General features: G+C 29.0%; 12 protein-coding genes and 1 rRNA gene. 9 read left to right on the forward strand and 4 right to left on the reverse strand.

All coding sequences use genetic code 4. The annotated features are described in order from the left end of the window. Both KQ878_RS02560 and tpx read right to left on the reverse strand, forming a co-directional pair. Positions 1–767 (reverse strand): 16S ribosomal RNA (locus tag KQ878_RS02560); the annotation flags it as partial. 417 nt (positions 768–1,184) lie between these two features. Then, positions 1,185–1,670: a thiol peroxidase gene (tpx, locus tag KQ878_RS02565; protein WP_216567879.1), complete on the reverse strand. Its 486-nt coding sequence runs from the start codon at positions 1,668–1,670 to the stop codon at positions 1,185–1,187. A 771-nt stretch (positions 1,671–2,441) separates the two neighbouring features. Here tpx and KQ878_RS04410 point away from each other — a divergent pair. The 4 genes from KQ878_RS04410 to dnaK all read left to right on the forward strand — a co-directional run bounded on the left by KQ878_RS04410 (position 2,442) and on the right by dnaK (position 7,735). Then, positions 2,442–3,983 carry an endonuclease gene (locus KQ878_RS04410; protein WP_216567880.1) on the forward strand — a complete coding sequence of 514 codons (1,542 nt, stop codon included), beginning with the start codon at positions 2,442–2,444 and terminating at the stop codon, positions 3,981–3,983. A 94-nt stretch (positions 3,984–4,077) separates the two neighbouring features. Next, complete coding sequence (locus tag KQ878_RS02575; protein ID WP_216505633.1) at positions 4,078–4,575, forward strand: MAG0490 family ComEA-like DNA-binding protein; 498 nt, start codon at positions 4,078–4,080, stop codon at positions 4,573–4,575. Continuing rightward, positions 4,500–5,882: an MAG0480 family ComEC-like protein gene (locus tag KQ878_RS04530; RefSeq protein WP_373422575.1), complete on the forward strand. Its 1,383-nt coding sequence runs from the start codon at positions 4,500–4,502 to the stop codon at positions 5,880–5,882. Before KQ878_RS02575 ends, KQ878_RS04530 begins: the two co-directional genes overlap by 76 nt. A gap of 83 nt (positions 5,883–5,965) precedes the next feature. After that, complete coding sequence (gene dnaK, locus KQ878_RS02580) at positions 5,966–7,735, forward strand: molecular chaperone DnaK (RefSeq protein WP_216567881.1); 1,770 nt, start codon at positions 5,966–5,968, stop codon at positions 7,733–7,735. Between the two features lie 345 nt (positions 7,736–8,080). On the opposite strand, the gene KQ878_RS02585 is transcribed toward dnaK, so the two are convergent. Both KQ878_RS02585 and KQ878_RS02590 read right to left on the reverse strand, forming a co-directional pair. Beyond that, entirely contained in the window at positions 8,081–8,782 is a 702-nt protein-coding gene (locus KQ878_RS02585; protein ID WP_216567882.1) for a hypothetical protein, read from the reverse strand. Positions 8,783–8,785: 3 nt separating this feature from the next. Beyond that, a complete protein-coding gene (locus tag KQ878_RS02590; protein ID WP_216567883.1) occupies positions 8,786–10,168 on the reverse strand; it encodes a glycosyltransferase family 2 protein in 1,383 nt (460 codons plus the stop codon). A gap of 975 nt (positions 10,169–11,143) precedes the next feature. Here KQ878_RS02590 and KQ878_RS02595 point away from each other — a divergent pair. Genes KQ878_RS02595 through glyA form a run of 5 tightly spaced genes read left to right on the forward strand, consistent with a single transcriptional unit; the run spans position 11,144 to position 17,416 of the window. Then, entirely contained in the window at positions 11,144–12,367 is a 1,224-nt protein-coding gene (locus KQ878_RS02595; protein ID WP_216567884.1) for a replication-associated recombination protein A, read from the forward strand. Beyond that, positions 12,357–13,313 carry a phenylalanine--tRNA ligase subunit alpha gene (gene pheS, locus KQ878_RS02600; protein WP_216567885.1) on the forward strand — a complete coding sequence of 319 codons (957 nt, stop codon included), beginning with the start codon at positions 12,357–12,359 and terminating at the stop codon, positions 13,311–13,313. The genes KQ878_RS02595 and pheS overlap by 11 nt, the downstream gene beginning before the upstream one ends. After that, entirely contained in the window at positions 13,300–14,004 is a 705-nt protein-coding gene (locus KQ878_RS02605) for a uracil-DNA glycosylase (RefSeq protein ID WP_216505626.1), read from the forward strand. The genes pheS and KQ878_RS02605 overlap by 14 nt, the downstream gene beginning before the upstream one ends. Further along, positions 13,976–16,153, forward strand: a complete 2,178-nt coding sequence (locus KQ878_RS02610; protein WP_216567886.1) for a phenylalanine--tRNA ligase subunit beta — start codon at positions 13,976–13,978, stop codon at positions 16,151–16,153. The genes KQ878_RS02605 and KQ878_RS02610 overlap by 29 nt, the downstream gene beginning before the upstream one ends. Positions 16,154–16,162: 9 nt before the next feature. Next, positions 16,163–17,416: a serine hydroxymethyltransferase gene (gene glyA, locus KQ878_RS02615; RefSeq protein WP_216505624.1), complete on the forward strand. Its 1,254-nt coding sequence runs from the start codon at positions 16,163–16,165 to the stop codon at positions 17,414–17,416. Positions 17,417–17,466 lie beyond the last annotated feature (50 nt).

A 17,466-nucleotide genomic window follows, 5' to 3' on the forward strand; every position in this document is an offset into this window, starting at 1 on the left:
CACGCTTTCGTCTCTCAGTGTCAGTGTATGTCCAGTTAGCTGCCTTCGCCATGTTGGTGTTCTTCCTTATATCTACGCATTTCACCGCTTCACAAGGAATTCCGCTAACCTCTACATAACTCTAGTTTACCAGTATCCAACGCGATTTGGGGTTGAGCCCCAAAATTTAACGCCAGACTTAATAAACAACCTACAGACGCTTTACGCCCAATAATTCCGGATAACGCTTGCAACCTATGTATTACCGCGGCTGCTGGCACATAGTTAGCCGTTGCTTTCTAATAAGGTACATTCAATATAGCATCATTTCCTATGCTATTTTTTATTCCCTTACCACAGCAGTTTACAACCCATGGGGCCTTCATCCTGCACGCTGTGTCGCTCCATCAGACTTTCGTCCATTGTGGAATATTCCCTACTGCTGCCTCCCGTAGGAGTCTGGGCCGTATCTCAGTCCCAGTGTGGCGGATCAGTCTCTCAACCCCGCTAAACATCATCGCCTTGGTGGGCCGTTACCTCACCAACAAGCTAATGTTACGCACCCCGCTCCTCCAGTGGCGCAAACGCGCCTTTTATGTAATCACCATGCGATAATTACAAGTATTTGGTATTATCGGTTGTTTCCAACCGCTATCCCAATCTGAAGGGTACGTTGAGTACGTGTTACTCACCCATTCGCCGCTAAGTACAAAAGTACTTCGCTCGACATGCATGTATTAGGCACACAGCCAGCGTTCATCCTGAGCCAGGATCAAACTCTCGAAAAAATTGACTTCGTCATGTTTATATATCTAGTTTTCAAAGAACAATGCGTTATTTATAAAACGCTTAATAATAATATCACGCTTTCAAATAAAAACCAAATATTTTTTTAATTTTTTTCGGTCATTTTCGTCAGGTAATTTAACTAACATATGCTAGTGATTATTATTTTAATATAGTTTAGATTTTTACAAAATTTTTTTATATTTTTTTTATAACAAGAACTTCTAGTTTTTATAATATATTAATATTAAATTTAATATTGTACCTTATTAATGTTTTAATTATTTCTTTATCAAATAAACTTTGCTAAATAAATTATTGTCAATTCCTAATTCGAATTATTATCGAATTAATAATTAATGGTTCGAATAAAAAATAAAAAACGGCGCGAAAGCGCTGATTAAAAAATTAGTGTTTAACTATTTAAAAAATTCGTAAACTTTTTCGTAATTAGGTTCATTACTAACTTCTTTAACATACTCAACATGTAATACTTCGTTATTTTCATCCAAGACGAATACGGCCCTAGTCAATAAACCAACTTCGTCTAATTTTGTTCCAGTTTTAAGACCAAAATCATTATATCTAAATTCGCTAAGCGGAATAACTTTTTTATTATCACGAGCAGTGCATCAACGAACAAAAGCGAATGGTAAGTCATAAGAAATTGCCAACACAGGGTAATCTAAATTTTTAAAATAATTCATAAACTTTGTAGTTTCCATTTCACAAACGCCCGTATCAATTGAAGGTATTGAAATAACTAATTTCTTTGATTTTGGTAAATCATCAAAATTAAAGTCACTTAAATCTAAATTAACAGCTTTAAAAGTTGGAAATTTATCTCCCATATTAATTTGTTTACCTAAGAGCTCGACAAGTTTTGATTTAAAATTTACTTTCATTTTATCTCCATTTCTATCCTTATTATACATGCATTGCGCACAGAGAAGACACCATTGCAAATAAATAATTAGTCATTTTAAGTATTATAAGACTATTCAACAACACTATTATTTATTAGATATTAATTTTGAAATGTCTAATTTACAAATATTGTGCTTACTATTTTAAATATAAAAACAGCAATAAACAAGAAAACAAAATAAAAGCAAAAGTGCATTGTGCGTAAGTTTGTTTAGCTTACCAAAACGATTACAAGTACTTTTCAAATCAAAAGTTTACGTATGACGTATCCTAAGGTATTTATTTGCATAAACAAAAAAATAAAATAAATCATTGCCACCAACCATACAGCGAGTTGTTAAAACAATTAATCAAAAGAGCTGTATTGCATTTTGGGTTATACGCAAAATTGCTCAGAAATACAAATTCACAAAATTAAATATTCAAGAATAGGTCGAACACATAAAAAATAACAATTTAAGTAATCACCAATTTTACAATTTTGGAAATTATTTGATATTGTTTAAAACGATATTATAAGTTTGTCTCTTTAAAAATATTGCCTTCGCCCAAAACACGTTATTTAACGGACTTATGTAAAAATATGGAAAAAATATGGAAATTTATTAAAATATTATGGCAATACTTAAAAAATGAAACTATATAAATCCATAAATGTATAATTTAGAAGCAAATATATCAAAATATTTATAAAATCTCATTTCGAGTCCCATTATTTTTTTGATGCTAATGCATAAAGGAATTATTATATGAAAAAATTAAATAAATTTATACTATTGCCGCTAGTAGGTTTTTCATCAGCTGCTTTAGCAGTTGTATCCGCAGCTTGTCAAAAACAGGATAATCAAAATGAAAAATCAATAATTAGCGGTAAAACCAATCAAACCGAAACAAATAAATATGAAGTTAAGTTAAGTAAAATTGATTCTGAATTTGCAAATTGAGCAATGAATGTTGATAACATCTTTAAATTAGAATCATCAGATACAGATGTGCTTAAGGAATTACAAGGTCAAAAATTATTTTATTCTTACTCATCTAAAGCGATAATCGTTTCGCCAGACAGACCTAAAGGCGGGACAGAATGAAATCAAGCAAAAAAACTTTTTGTTTTAAAACAAAATCCTTCAAATACAAGTTTTCAATTTTGTAGCATAGACAGCGACGAAAAAAACCCCAGCGATGAAATCGCATTTAATATTGACGGAAATGTATTAACTTTAAAATATAAAGCAAGATATTATAAAGGAAAAAACGCTCCAAGTCTTATTTCCGAAAATGTTTATGAAACAAAATTTAAAATAAAAAACGGAGTTTTGCTGGACAACGCAACACCCCAAACGAACGTTAACCTTTCAAAAAATAAAGAAAAAATTAATGGTTCTTTAAATGAAAAGTTAACTGATATTAAAATTATTGGTAAATTTAGCGATCAATATCCTGATTTAGTTGCTCCTTCAATCACTAAAGCAACGTCAATTAAATATGATTCACATGACAAATTTTATAGTTCTTTAGAGGGCAAAAGTGGTCAACAACTAATTGATGCCTTAATGCAACTACAACGTCAACACCGTAATTCCACTGGTGAATATGGAGATTTGCACAGAACATATCGCGATGCATTTGTCGATAAATATTATGAAAAAGATGGTTCGTTACTTGATATGTATGAAGAAATTCCAAATGGAAATGATAAGTATACTTATTCGTTTAATAACAATGGATCAACTGCTGCAGGCGAGGGAGGCGGATGAAACTGCGAACATATCATTGCTCAATCCTGATTTGGTAAAGAATCTCCAATGAGAAATGATGCTCACCACGTTTGGCCAACAGATATTCACGTTAATGGCAAACATAGCAATTACCCATACGGAAATGTAAAAAGCGGTTGAACATCAATTAATGGAACTAAGGTTGGAACTGGCGTTGATGGTGGATATGTAACCGAAGTGATTAATGAGTTCAAAGGTGATGTGGCTAGAGCTATTTTGTATTTTTATCTAACATATAATGATAGAAATATAACTCAAAAGGGTGTTGCAAGCAGATTATTTGATAGTTCAAATAATAATAAAATTAAAGCACACTTTTTAAATGAATTATTAGAATGAAACGATAGAGATTCAATCACTCAGTTTGATTTAGACAGAAATAATGGAATTTACAAACACCAAAGAAATCGCAATCCTTTTATTGATTATCCCGAATTAGTCGATGTGGTATTTAGAAATGATACACAATATGTATTCCACGATAAAGGTATTGCTAAAGAATTAGTATTCTAGAAATAAGCGTAGGCTTATTTTTTATTTTTTACTCAATAAATGATAATTATTTCCTTTTTTCCGGGACTGATTTGATTTTTACCTAATTAAAAGTATGAGAAAAAAGAGAATTACGAAATATTTACTTGGGGTGATTTTATTATTTTTCGGAGCTTTAACAATCTCTTTAGTAAACGACCAAAGGGTAATAAAGGTGAATGAATCTAAGAAAAAAACCATTATTGTAAATGTGAAAGGCGCAGTAAATAATCCCGGAGAATACGAAATAGATGTAGGAACCAAATTTATTGATATTTTAAAAATTGCTGGCATTACAAATGATAGTGATTTGTCAAAAGTTCCAATTGATAGTCATGTCGACAAATCCTCAACCATTGAAATACCATATAAAAAATCTACGTCAAATAAAATTCACTGGGATAGATTGAATACAGTAGAACAACTGATTGAAAGGGGAATAAAAGGAAAAATTGCATTAATTATCATAAACAATAAGAACAAGATCGGTAAACCAACTTGAGAAAAAATTGCATCATTAAAGGGTATTGGGCCCGCAAGCATCAAAAAATTAAAAACTATCATAATCCTATAGCATCATGAATAATCAGTTTTATGATTCCTATTTTTTTACATTTATCAATAACTTCGTTTTACTTAAGGTATTTATGATTAATAATTTTAAGCTTATCTTCTATTTATCTACTAATCATTAGCAAGAAGTTATTTTTATTAGCTGTTCTATTAGTAATAATTTATTTATTGCATTTTGCTCGCTGAAATAATAATGAAAATATTACTATAAATGAGCAAATTACATTCAATGCTCGTATCGTTAAAACTTCAGAAAAATACACAATAATAAGTTACAAAAATGTCAATTTGCTGTTTTATCAAAATAAATTTAACACGGCCGAAAACCTATATGCCGGCAACACCGTAGAAATAAAAGGCATTCCAAGAATAAACGAGGAAAAATATAATGACTTTTTTAATAAACAGAATATAGATTTTTTATTGGAGAAACCAATTGTCTTAGAAGTAAAAAAACCAAAATTATCTATTGAAAATTTAATAAATAATTACTGTAAAAATCAACCAATACTATTTCAAAAATATTGAAAATTAATAATTTTTGGTTCTAATGACAATGTGAATGACATAAAACAAAACGCAATTAAATTGAACATAATCCACTTGTTAGTTATATCCGGAATTCACTTCGATTTAATTTATAAAATATTTACAATATTTATCAATAAAATTAAAAATAAAAAAATGCAAGTTTGAGTAAAGGTATTATCATTAATAATTTCATTTTATTATTTGTGTTTAATACCTAATTTTATACCCCCTCTAAGAGCGTTCATAATGTATATATTTAAAATTTTTAAAAAGAATAAATGAATCGGTTTAGCCACATCTTCGTTAATAACTTTTTACATTAATTTTTATCTTATATATAATTATTCTTTCATTTTGACTTACTCAGTTACATCAATAATTATGTTAATTAATAATTTAAAAATAATTAGGAACCGAAAAAATGTTTTTTTCAAATATTTATTAGTTTCATTTTTGATTTCCGTTTTTACACTACTATTTAATATAAAATTTAATAAATCAATTAATCTTTTAGGAATGATATGAGTAATTTTATTTACTCCTTTAATAGAATTTGTCTACTTATGTTCCTTGCTCTTTTGGTTTAGCCCGCAATTTTTATCGTTTATACATGAATCTTTGGATTTGGTCATAAATTTAGCAGTAAAACTTTCTCCAATTTTAATTTTAAACATAGAAATTAGCGAAGTTACTTTATTAATATGATATACATCTTGAGTAATTTTTTTACTAATACTGTTTAAACATAGATATTTTTGTAAAAAGCAAAAAAATTAGCACTTAAAATATAAGACTGCTAATTTGTGGTAAAATAATTACGTAAATATATTCGACAAAATAAATTGAAAGGAATTTTAATTATGGCAAAAGAAGTAATTATTGGTATCGACTTAGGTACTACTAACTCTGTTGTTTCAATCGTAGATAATGGGACACCAGTAGTTTTAGAAAACCTTAATGGTAAAAGAACAACACCTTCAGTTGTTTCGTTTAAAGATGGAGAAACAATAGTTGGTGAAAACGCAAAGAATCAAATTGAAACTAACCCTGACACTATAGCATCAATTAAGAGATTAATGGGTACAAAACAAACCGTCAAAGCAAACGGAAAAGAGTACAAACCCGAGGAAATTTCAGCAATGATTCTATCTAATCTAAAAAAATACGCAGAAGAAAAAATTGGGCACAAAGTAGAAAAAGCAGTTATAACTGTTCCAGCATACTTCAATAACGCACAACGTGAATCAACAAAATTAGCAGGTAAAATTGCGGGTCTAGAAGTATTAAGAATAATTAATGAACCAACTGCTGCTGCATTAAGTTTTGGTCTAGATAAGACCGATGAAGAAAAGAAAGTTCTTGTTTTCGACCTTGGTGGTGGTACATTTGACGTTTCTATTTTGGAATTAGCAGACGGTACATTCGAAGTATTATCAACCGCCGGAGATAACGAATTAGGTGGAGATGATTGAGATCATGCTATCGTTAATTGATTAGTTAGCAAAATCAAAAAAGAACACAATTATGATGTTACGGAAAACAAAATGGCAATGGCTCGTTTAAAACAAGCTGCTGAAAAAGCAAAAATAGATTTATCTTCATCAATGGTTGCTCATATTTCACTACCTTTCTTAATTTTCATTGAAGGGCAAGCCCCAATTAACGTTGAAGCTGAATTAAAACGTAGTGAATTTGAACAAATGACCGCATCGTTATTAGAAAGATGTAAAGCACCTATTGACAGAGCACTTAGCGATGCTAAAATATCATTATCTGAAATTAGTGATGTTTTACTTGTTGGGGGTTCAACAAGAATGCCCGCCGTTCAAACACTAGTTGAAACAAAACTAGGTAAAAAACCAAATAAATCTGTAAACCCTGATGAAGTTGTTGCAATGGGAGCTGCAATTCAAGGTGCTGTTTTAGCCGGAGATATAAGTGATATCTTATTAGTTGATGTTACACCTTTGACTCTTGGAATCGAAACAGAACACGGTATCGTTGCTTCATTAATAGAACGTAATACGAGAATCCCTATTACTAAGACTAAAACCTTTACCACAGCAGCTGATAATCAAACAGCCGTTACAATTCATGTCGTACAAGGCGAAAGAAAATTAGCAAATGACTGTAAATCATTAGGTATGTTTAACTTAGATGGCATTGAACCCGCACCACGTGGAACAGCCCAAATTGAGGTATCATTTACTATTGATGCCAATGGTATTACCACAGTTTCTGCTAAAGACCTAAAATCTGGTAAACAAGAAAGTAAAGTAATCAAAAATTCATCAAAATTAAGTGATGAAGAAGTAGATAAAATGGTTAAAGATGCCGAAGCAAATAGAGAAGCCGACGAAAAACGCGCCCAAGAAATTGAAACAATTGTCCGTGCTGAATCATTAGTTTCTAAAATGAAGCAATCTTTAGAAGAAAATAAAGACAAAATCAACGAAGAACAAAGAAAAATGTCGGAAGAAAAAATTTCAGAACTAGAAAAATTATTAGAATCTAAGGATTATGAAACCCTAAAACAAAAACTAGATGAAATTGACAAAGCATTTGAAATGATAAATACTGAAATGCAAAAACAACAAGATCAAGGTTTTAAGGAAGAAGACGCAAAATAGTCAGTATAAATAAAAACACCAAGCATATGTGATTTGCTTAGTGTTTTTATTTATTTCTTTAAAAAATCTACCTTTATAAACTATGAATCATATTGAGCAAGGATAAATCTTCCTATTGCTACGTCATAAACCAAAATAAAATTGTTTATTTTAAAAATAGTTGAATTCTTCATAAATTTTATCGACTAGACGGCAGTAATAATACTTTAATATGTTTAATTAAAACTTTTATTAAGATTTGGATAAACATATCAAGTTTTTATATAATTAATCTTAAAGTTACAAAAGTTATAATATAAATAAAACTAATTTTAAAAATTGTAGTTTGAATTACTGTAAAAATGTTTAATTAATTTTAGATAAACTAAGGAAAATATCCTCAATTTCCTCAAATGAATTGATAACTTTACCCACAAAGATATTTTCAATTCCAATATCGGTGGTTTTTTTAATTAAAGAATTATCGATTTCATCCATCAGAATCCCGAATTCAAAAAAATTATTTTTAGATAAATAAAAATCGATCTTGTTTTTGATTAAATCTAATATATAAGGCGAATCTGGTGTTAATTTAATAAAAAATTTTGTCTTAAAAGGGACCACATTTTGCAAAAAATAATCAGTTAAATCATTAATAAAATATTCAGATTCTGTTAAAATAGAGGTTCTAATATTAAAATTATAATTTTCATCTATTTTATTAATTAATGTTCTAGAATGAAATTCGTCTAATCCTTTATAAAGGAAATCGCTTATGATAAGTTCTTCAAGACCTGTTTCACGGTATAAAAATGGAGAAGTGTAACTATAATGTTTGTTAGCATCAGGACTAATATCTTCATATGTGAAAACCTTTAAATTATGCGACTTATTTAACAAAAACAAAGGTAAATAAATTTTATTAAGCCCTAGATAAAAATACAATTCTTTTTCAGTTGATTTTAATCTTTTGCTGAAGTTTTTTTTGTAAAACTTATTGAAATATTTCAGTATTTCAATAAGTTTTTTGAATGAAAAACTGCTAGATAAATTTAAATAAACATTCATTTTTTATCTCCTTCTTTTAATATTTTTAAATAGTTTTCTAGATAAATTTTGGTTTTCATATAAATTATTAGAATATGACTCAAATTTAATTTCATTTTCGGTCTTATTTGTCTTATTTGAATTGCTCATTACCACAAATATGAAACAGCTCATAAATCCTAACGCCAATAGAAAAAATATTCAGAATATGCTTTTTCATACAATTAAGCAAATTATAATTATACTTAACAATAATTCAAATCAATTGGCTCTCAAAAACATTTTAAAAGTAATTTTTTCATTTTCTTTAGGTGTTACGATGAATTTAGGTTTTTTTCCAAATAATTTTAAAACAACTGCCTTTAGAGTGATTAGAAAAAGCGAATATATCATGAATGTGGACAATAAAATAAAAATAAATATTTTAATCCAAGAATTATACTTAAATTGGATAATATATTCTTTAATTCAAGGTATAAAAATAAAAAATAACGATATTGCCAATATGGTCAAATTTTTGTAAAATAAATTCTGCTCCATAAAATATATAAGTGTGTTTATTGCCATGAAAAAAAAGCCTAAAATCACAGTCAAATATATAAGCATAAAATGTGAAATCAAATCCCATTTAAAAAAGAAATTTAATTTAGATTTAAATATATTTTTTAATACACCATCGGAATTTAGTTGCATATTTCCTAGCGTGAATTTTGTTTGACGTTTTTTGAATGCTAAATAATTAGTCGGAAATTCTTCACCACAGATAATATCCGGCGCAAAATACACATAATACCCCTTCATCAAAATGTAAGCGCTGAACGCATTATCTTCACTAACTAATTGAGGAAATCCGTTTACTGAATCATAACACTCTTTTGATATCATGGCGCCGTGCCCAAATAAAGTAACAACACCTGATAAATTTTTAGCAGTAAGTGATGTTGTACATCCGGAAAGAATTGTTGTACCAAAGAATCTCTGAAAATCATTTTTTTCGTTTATTGATTTGTGATTAGCTTGGACTACTCCAATTTTTTTAAAATAAGAAAAATACTTAAGGGAATCAACTATAAAATTTGGTGGTATAACTTCATCAGAGTCCAATATAACAAAGTAATCCCAATTAGAATTATTCAAAAAATAATTATTTATATTTCCCGCTTTAAATCCAACATGATTTTCGCGTCTTATCACATCTATATTAGGATATTTTTTTGAAAAAACATCAATCTCATTTTTGATTTGAGGATTAGACGAATCATCTAAAATAACTGTTTTAAAATTATTATAATTTTGCTTCATAGATTGTATTAACGCTTTAGGATTGAAATCGTTATAGGTACAATAAGCCAAAACTACTCTAGGTTGATTGTATTTGGAAATATTGATACTTTTTACTTTCTTCATAGTGGTATTTACTTTATTTCTATTGAAGAGATAGTATACCCAAATAAAAAAATCTCGAATGCCAATTCATCAAAAATATAAAACAATAAAAGAATTTATAAATAGAAAAATAGCCGAAACAATAAAGGTTAACATTTTGTTATAGCTGCCATAATTAAACGTATCCCTAACGGTTCAAGAAGTGAAAAAGAATAATACAATACCCAAAAATATTGAAAATACTATTGATAAAATATAAGGAATAAAAGATTTACTAATTTCATTATTTTCATTATTTTCGATATTATTTTTTTTATTATTGTTTGACCTTGATTTATTAAAAGCTTTCATATGTCTCCATTACTATAAATATAAAGTTAATGAACTATATATTAATGTATATTAGTTAGTATAACAAACAATTGAAATTTTAAAAATAATATTTTTACAACAATGAAATAACAATCACTTACCGACGTTTTTTGTTAGTTTTTTAACTTTATTTGCAATAACTATAAGTTTTTTTTAAAAAATTAACAGAAATCAATATTAAAAGAATTTTTTGCATCAGCAATAAATAAGGTGTAAACAAATTCCAATTAGTTATTCGGTTTATACACCGAATAGATATACAGAAATAATGTTTTATCAAACTATTCTATTATGATAATAAGAATAAAAATTAAATGCTAACAAATAATAAGAAATAAACAATGAAATTAATAGTCTCAATAAATATATTTTTGTAGGTTAAATCATTATCTAAGAATCAAAAATCCTAAATAAATATGGTTTTTAAATGTTAATATTTATCTAAAACAATCGCTTTACGAAGCATAAAATTTATATACAGTCACAAAACATGACACCAAGCATTTGGGTTTTATAACTTAAAAAACGAAACATTAACACAACAATGACAACATGCTTAAAAAGTGATATTAGGAATTTTTAATTTTTATTATTTTTTATTTTTATATAACTTAAAATATTATTATGAATAATTTAGCTAATAAACTAAGACCTAAGACGCTAAACGACATAGTGGGTCAAAAAAATATTGTTAATTTACTAAAAAAAGTTGTTGAAAGTCACTTGCACACAAGTTACATTTTTTTTGGTGAGTCAGGAGTTGGAAAAACCTCGACAGCTATTGCTTTAGCTAATGATTTAGGTTTAAAATACGGTTTATTTAATGCTAGCGTAGATAATAAAAATGAATTAATTACAATGATAAATAATAATGACATAGTTATCATAGATGAAATCCACAGGCTAACCAAAAACTTGCAAGATATCTTGCTTTCTTATCTTGAATTTGATAAAGTAATAATTTACGCAACAACAACTGAAAATCCTTATTTTAGAGTCAACCCAGCATTAAGAAGTAGAATGCAGATTCTACAGTTCAAGAAATTAGATGAACACGACATTTTTGAAGCTTTAAAAGTGGTTATTAAACAAAACTACCCAAAATTAAACATAAGCGATGATAATATCTTATGTTTAATCAAACATTCAACCGGAGATTATCGGTTTTGTTTGAATAATTTACAAATGCTTGCTACATTAAGTAACGGTCAAGAAATTAGCGAAGATATTATTAAGACCTTAATACCAAACATAAATTTTTATGTTGATAAAGATTCAAGTGCGCACTACGATTATTTATCGGCATTTCATAAATCTCTGCGTGGTTCCGATGTTGACGCAGCATTATATTGAGGAGCAATAATTTTAAAGAGTGGCGATTATCAAGGTCTATTTAGACGTTTAACTGCTGTGGCGTATGAAGATATTGGTCTTGCAGACCCTAATGCCTCATTGCGTGTTGAAGCTGCTTTAAATGCAGTTGAGCGTTTAGGTTTCCCGGAAGCCAATATACCAATTTTCTATTTAATTACCCAATTAGCACTTTCCCCGAAAAGTTCCTCAACGTACAAAGCAATGAATAAAATGCTTGATTTTATAGAAGCAGGAAATATTTTTGAAGTTCCTAAACACTTGAAAGATTCCCATTTTTCTTCCGCATCTAAACTCGGCTACGGAATTAATTATAAATATCCTCATGATTACCCAAATTCATGAGTCAATCAAACTTATTTACCTAAAAAAATTGAAAATATGAAGTTTTTTACTCCAAGTAAAAACGATAATAAAAAAATTACCGATTACTGTAATCTAATAGCAAATTGAAAGGACAAAAAAGATGAAAATTAATATTGAAGAAATTAATACATTTGAGGAGCTAAAAATAGCCAAAAATAAAATCTATGGAAAAGAAGGAGAATTATCTCAGTTACAAATCGAATTAAAAACAGCCCCAAATGATAAAAAGAGAGAAATTGGACAACATATTAACAGAATCAAATCAGATTATGAACAATTATTTCAACAAGCTGAAAAAAAATTAGAAGACAAAAGAATTGATGACTTAGTTAATAATACGTTTATTGATGTAACTCAACCTACTATAACACCTGGCTCATTGCACCCTGTCACAATTATTGAAAATAGAATGCGTGATTGATTTATCCAAAATGGATATTTTGAATCTACAGCAGGTGAAATTTGTTCTGATTACTACAACTTTGAAAAATTAAATATGCCTTCTGACCACCCTGCAAGAGCAATGCATGACTCACTGTACTTAAACCCAACAACATTACTGAGAACACACAATACCGGAATTAGTGCTGCGGAACTAGAAAAAAATGCAAATAAACCACTGAATAACTTCGCAATCGGAAAAGTTTACCGTAATGATGAAGATGATGCAACTCACTCACATCAATTCACTCAACTAGATTTTGTGAGCGTTGGTAATGTAAGCTTCCCTAATCTTATTTGAACTCTAAAATCTCTATTGAGTTATGTTTTTGAAGAAGAATTAGAATTAAGATTAAGACCTAGCTTTTTTCCATTTACAGAACCAAGTGTTGAAGTTGATATTTTTTACAAAAATCGTTGAATTGAAGTTTTAGGTGCTGGAATGTTGCACCCAAATGTAATGAAATTAGCTGGTTATGATAACAAAAAATATAATGGGTTTGCAGCCGGTGTAGGAATCGAAAGAATAGCAATGGTTAAATATGGAATTAAAGATATTCGGGAGTTCTATACAAACGATTTAAGAACACTCAACCAATTTAATGCCGAAAAATAAATTTGATACTTTTCTAAATATTGAGAAAAAGAAAAACTACTTTATAGAACTTCAATCCAAACTTAGACAAGAAGAAATAAATTACGAAATCTATCCAGCTGAAAAAGATAGATTTAGAGCATTAAAATTCTTTGAACCAGAAGATACTAAATTGATTATTTTAGGTCAAGACCCATACTATCTGGCTGGACAAGCTGATGGTCTCGCATTTAGTACAAGACAAAACAAATGCCCTCGTAGTTTAAATAATATGCTTAAAGAACTAATTAAAGATTATCCAAATTCAATTATTGAAACCTATTCACTCGAATCGTGAGCTAAGCAAGGAATTTTACTAATAAACACAACTTTGAGTGTCAGAAGTAAAACTCCAAATTCACATTCAGCTCTAGGATGAGACATATTTGTTAAGAATTTAATTAAATATGTTATTGGATTTAATCCAAAGGTACTATTTGGTTTATGAGGGAAACAGGCACAAGATTTTGTTAAGGAATTTATTGATTTAAAATTAATTAGCCGAGACCAAATTATTGCTTGTTCTCATCCGTCGCCTTTATCATATTCACGCTCAACAAATAGTTTTAAAGATTTTAATTTCTATAAAAAAGTAAATCAAAAATTAACCAAACCAATTGATTTTAGTTTGCGAAAGGAAAATCATGATAGTAACATTAAAAGAATTAAATAAATTTTTGCCAAATAAAAAACTAGATTTGACAGTTGAAAAAGCCATTAATAATCTTGGATATGAAGTCGAATCAATTGCACCACTTAGTGATGTTGAAGGAGTTAAATTTGCCAAAGTTATAAACGTATATGCAAACCCAAATTCTAAAAATTTAACTGTTGTAGAATTGGAACTTGCGGATAATAAACAAATCACAATACAAACAAACGCGAAAAATGCGAAAGTCGGTTGTTATACTACCGCATTTGTTGAAGGAGCTTCTAAAGGGGGCGTCGTTTTTGGTACTAAAAAAATAGCCGGGATAGAATCACAAGGTATGCTTTCAAACTTTAATGAGTTAGGGTTTGATATATCTAAATTACCTTTTAAAGAAGAAGATTTAATGATGCTTGAACAACCATTGCCATTAGACATAGATCCTGTCGAATACTTTGGATTGGACGACTACATTATTGATATTACAACACCCGCTAATCGTTCTGATGCTAATTCATATTATGTGTTAGCCCGTGAATTGGCGGCATATTACAATACCGAATTTAAATGATTCGATTGAGATAACAAAAAAATAATTAATAAATATAAAACTAAGATTTCTTCATCTAAACATCGGGCAGATTATTTGGCTTTTATGGAATGTAAAACATATAAAACTAATACAAACCTATTAGATATGCTATTTTTGGCAAAACACGGAGTTGAGGCGAAGAATATTTGAGCTGTAGATATTTCTAATTTAACATTGCTTTACACTGGGGCACCGACACATGCATATGACAAAGACAAAATTGGTAATAAACTTACTTGTCAAAATTATACTGGTAAGGTTAAAATACTTGGTGATAAAGAAATAGAAGTCAATGACACACTGGCTATTTTCGACGAAAACAAGTTAATTTCTTTAGCATGCGTAATAGGTTGCTCCGAAACCTCTGTAAAAAATGACACAACTCACATCGCGTTCGAAATTGGTGTTTTCGATTCAAAAAAAGTTCGTCATGGAGCCAAAGAAGTAAAAATTGATTCTGCTTCATCGATTCAAGGTGGTCGTGGTGTTAATGCTCATATCTTACGTTTTGGAATGAAATATCTTCAATATAAAGCTTTTGTAGATAAACACCCATTTAGTAATGTTATTGGATTACCTAAATCAAGATTGGGCAATAGTGTTTTACAAAATCGTAAAAAATTGGCACTTTATGCCAACACAGATTTAGGTGGCCTAAAAGTATTTGAAGATGTGGAGAAAAAACTAAAACTAATAGGTTTTAGAATGGATAAAAATAGAATAGTCGCACCAAACTATCGTAAAGATATTCAAACATTCGAAGATATTATTGAAGAATATTTCAGATTTTATGGCTACACAAATTTCAAACCGCTTGCACCGTATTTGATTCCTTTCAAAGTTGATAAAAGAGATATTTCAAAATCATTACTTCAGGCAATGGGTTATAAAGAAGTTAGAACCTTTACATTGGATAGCATTTTAAATAACTACTTAAATCCATTTAGTTTTGAAAATACAATTAAATTACAAACATTTGTTTCAAAAGAAAGAGAAGTTATTAGAAACTCAATAATCACTTCAATGTTACAGGTTGCTAACTATAACATAAAACATAAAATTGATAAAATTAACATTTTTGAAAAAGGAATGATTAACAATAATAAATACGTAATAGGTTTAGTAACAAATATTAAAAGTTTTACAGAGTTAAAACAAGATATTGTTAATTATTTAAAAACGCCAAATCTTGTTTTTGTCCCATTTATAGATAATGAGTATATTCATCCAAATGTATCTGCAAAAATAATACTTAACAATGAAATGATTGGTTGAATTGGTAAGATTCACCCTAGATACGCAAAAGACGATTTATGAGTTGCAGAATTCAAAGATGTTAAATTAAATACTCAATTAATTTTCAATGAATATGATTCAAGTCCATTAAAAACATTAGATATCACATTTGAATTAGGTAAGAAAGAAAATATAGGGAATAAAATTGACGAAATCAATTCAAAATACAATGTTTTCGAGATTGAACAGATTGACAAATTCGTTACAGATGAATGCAATAAAATAACAATAAGAATAACTGCAGAAAGCAATATCATTGACCAAATTAATAATCAATATAATTAAGGGGTGCACATGTACAAAAAAATAGTATTAAACGACAAAATCATACAAAAAGCAATCAACAATGAAGTTAAACGACAAAATGAACATATTGAGTTAATAGCTTCTGAAAACTATGTTTCCAATGATGTTTTAAAAGCCGTGGGAAGTGTTTTAACAAATAAATATGGTGAAGGTTATCCCGGAAGAAGATATTATGGTGGGTGTGAAAATGTTGATGTAGTTGAATCGCTAGCAATTGAACGACTAAAAAAATTATTCGGTGTTAAATTTGCAAATGTCCAGCCTTATTCGGGCTCGGTTGCAAATGCTGCAGCATTAGCATCGGTTGCAAAACCAGGCGATAAGATAATGGGACTTTCATTAAATTCGGGTGGACACCTAACACACGGATATAAGATTAGTTTTAGTGGTATTTTTTATGAATCAATACCTTACGAAGTCGACAATAACGGCGTTTTAGATTACGATAAAATTAAAGAACTAGCAATCAAAGAAAAACCGGCGGTCATTATATGTGGTTATTCTGCATATCCTAGAATCGTTGATTTCAAAAAATTTAAAGAAATAGCCGACGCTTGCGGAGCAAAACTAATGGCGGATATAGCTCATATCTCGGGACTGATAATTGCTGGTGTCCACCCTTCTCCTGTTGGTTATGCAGATATAATTACATCAACCACCCACAAAACATTAAGAGGAGCGCGTGGTGCAATCATTATGACTAATAATGATGAAATAGCTAAAAAGATTGATAGATGAGTTTTTCCAGGTTATCAAGGCGGTCCTCTATTTCATGCTATTGCCGGAAAAGCCGTTGCTTTTGGTGAAGCACTGAAACCAGAGTTCAAAGAATATGGGCGTCAAATTATCAAAAATGCCAAAGATTTCAGTGAGTGATTTACAAATAAAAATATAGAAATAGTATCAGGAAAAACTGAGAATCATTTGTTTACCATCAATGTTTATAAAAGCTATAAAATTACTGGTAAAGATGCAGAAATCTTACTTGGTAAATTTAATATCACAGTCAATAAAAATACTATACCAAATGATGAATTAAGTCCAATGGTTTCATCAGGTATAAGAATTGGTGTTGCAGCAATGACTTCAAGAAAATTTACAAAATGATTTAAATTAGCTTCAATTATTGATACAATCTTGACTGAACACGACACAATTTTATCGGACAAAATTAAAACGAAAAATATTATTAATGAAATTAAAAAATTAACCCAGGAATTCCCAATAATTACAGAATACTAAATAAGGCACTGCCTTATTTTTATTGCCAGAAGCATTCAAATAACAGTAAA

This window comes from Mycoplasma zalophidermidis, assembly GCF_018913985.1.
In the GTDB taxonomy this organism is placed as follows: domain Bacteria; phylum Bacillota_I; class Bacilli_A; order Mycoplasmatales; family Metamycoplasmataceae; genus Mycoplasmopsis; species Mycoplasmopsis zalophidermidis.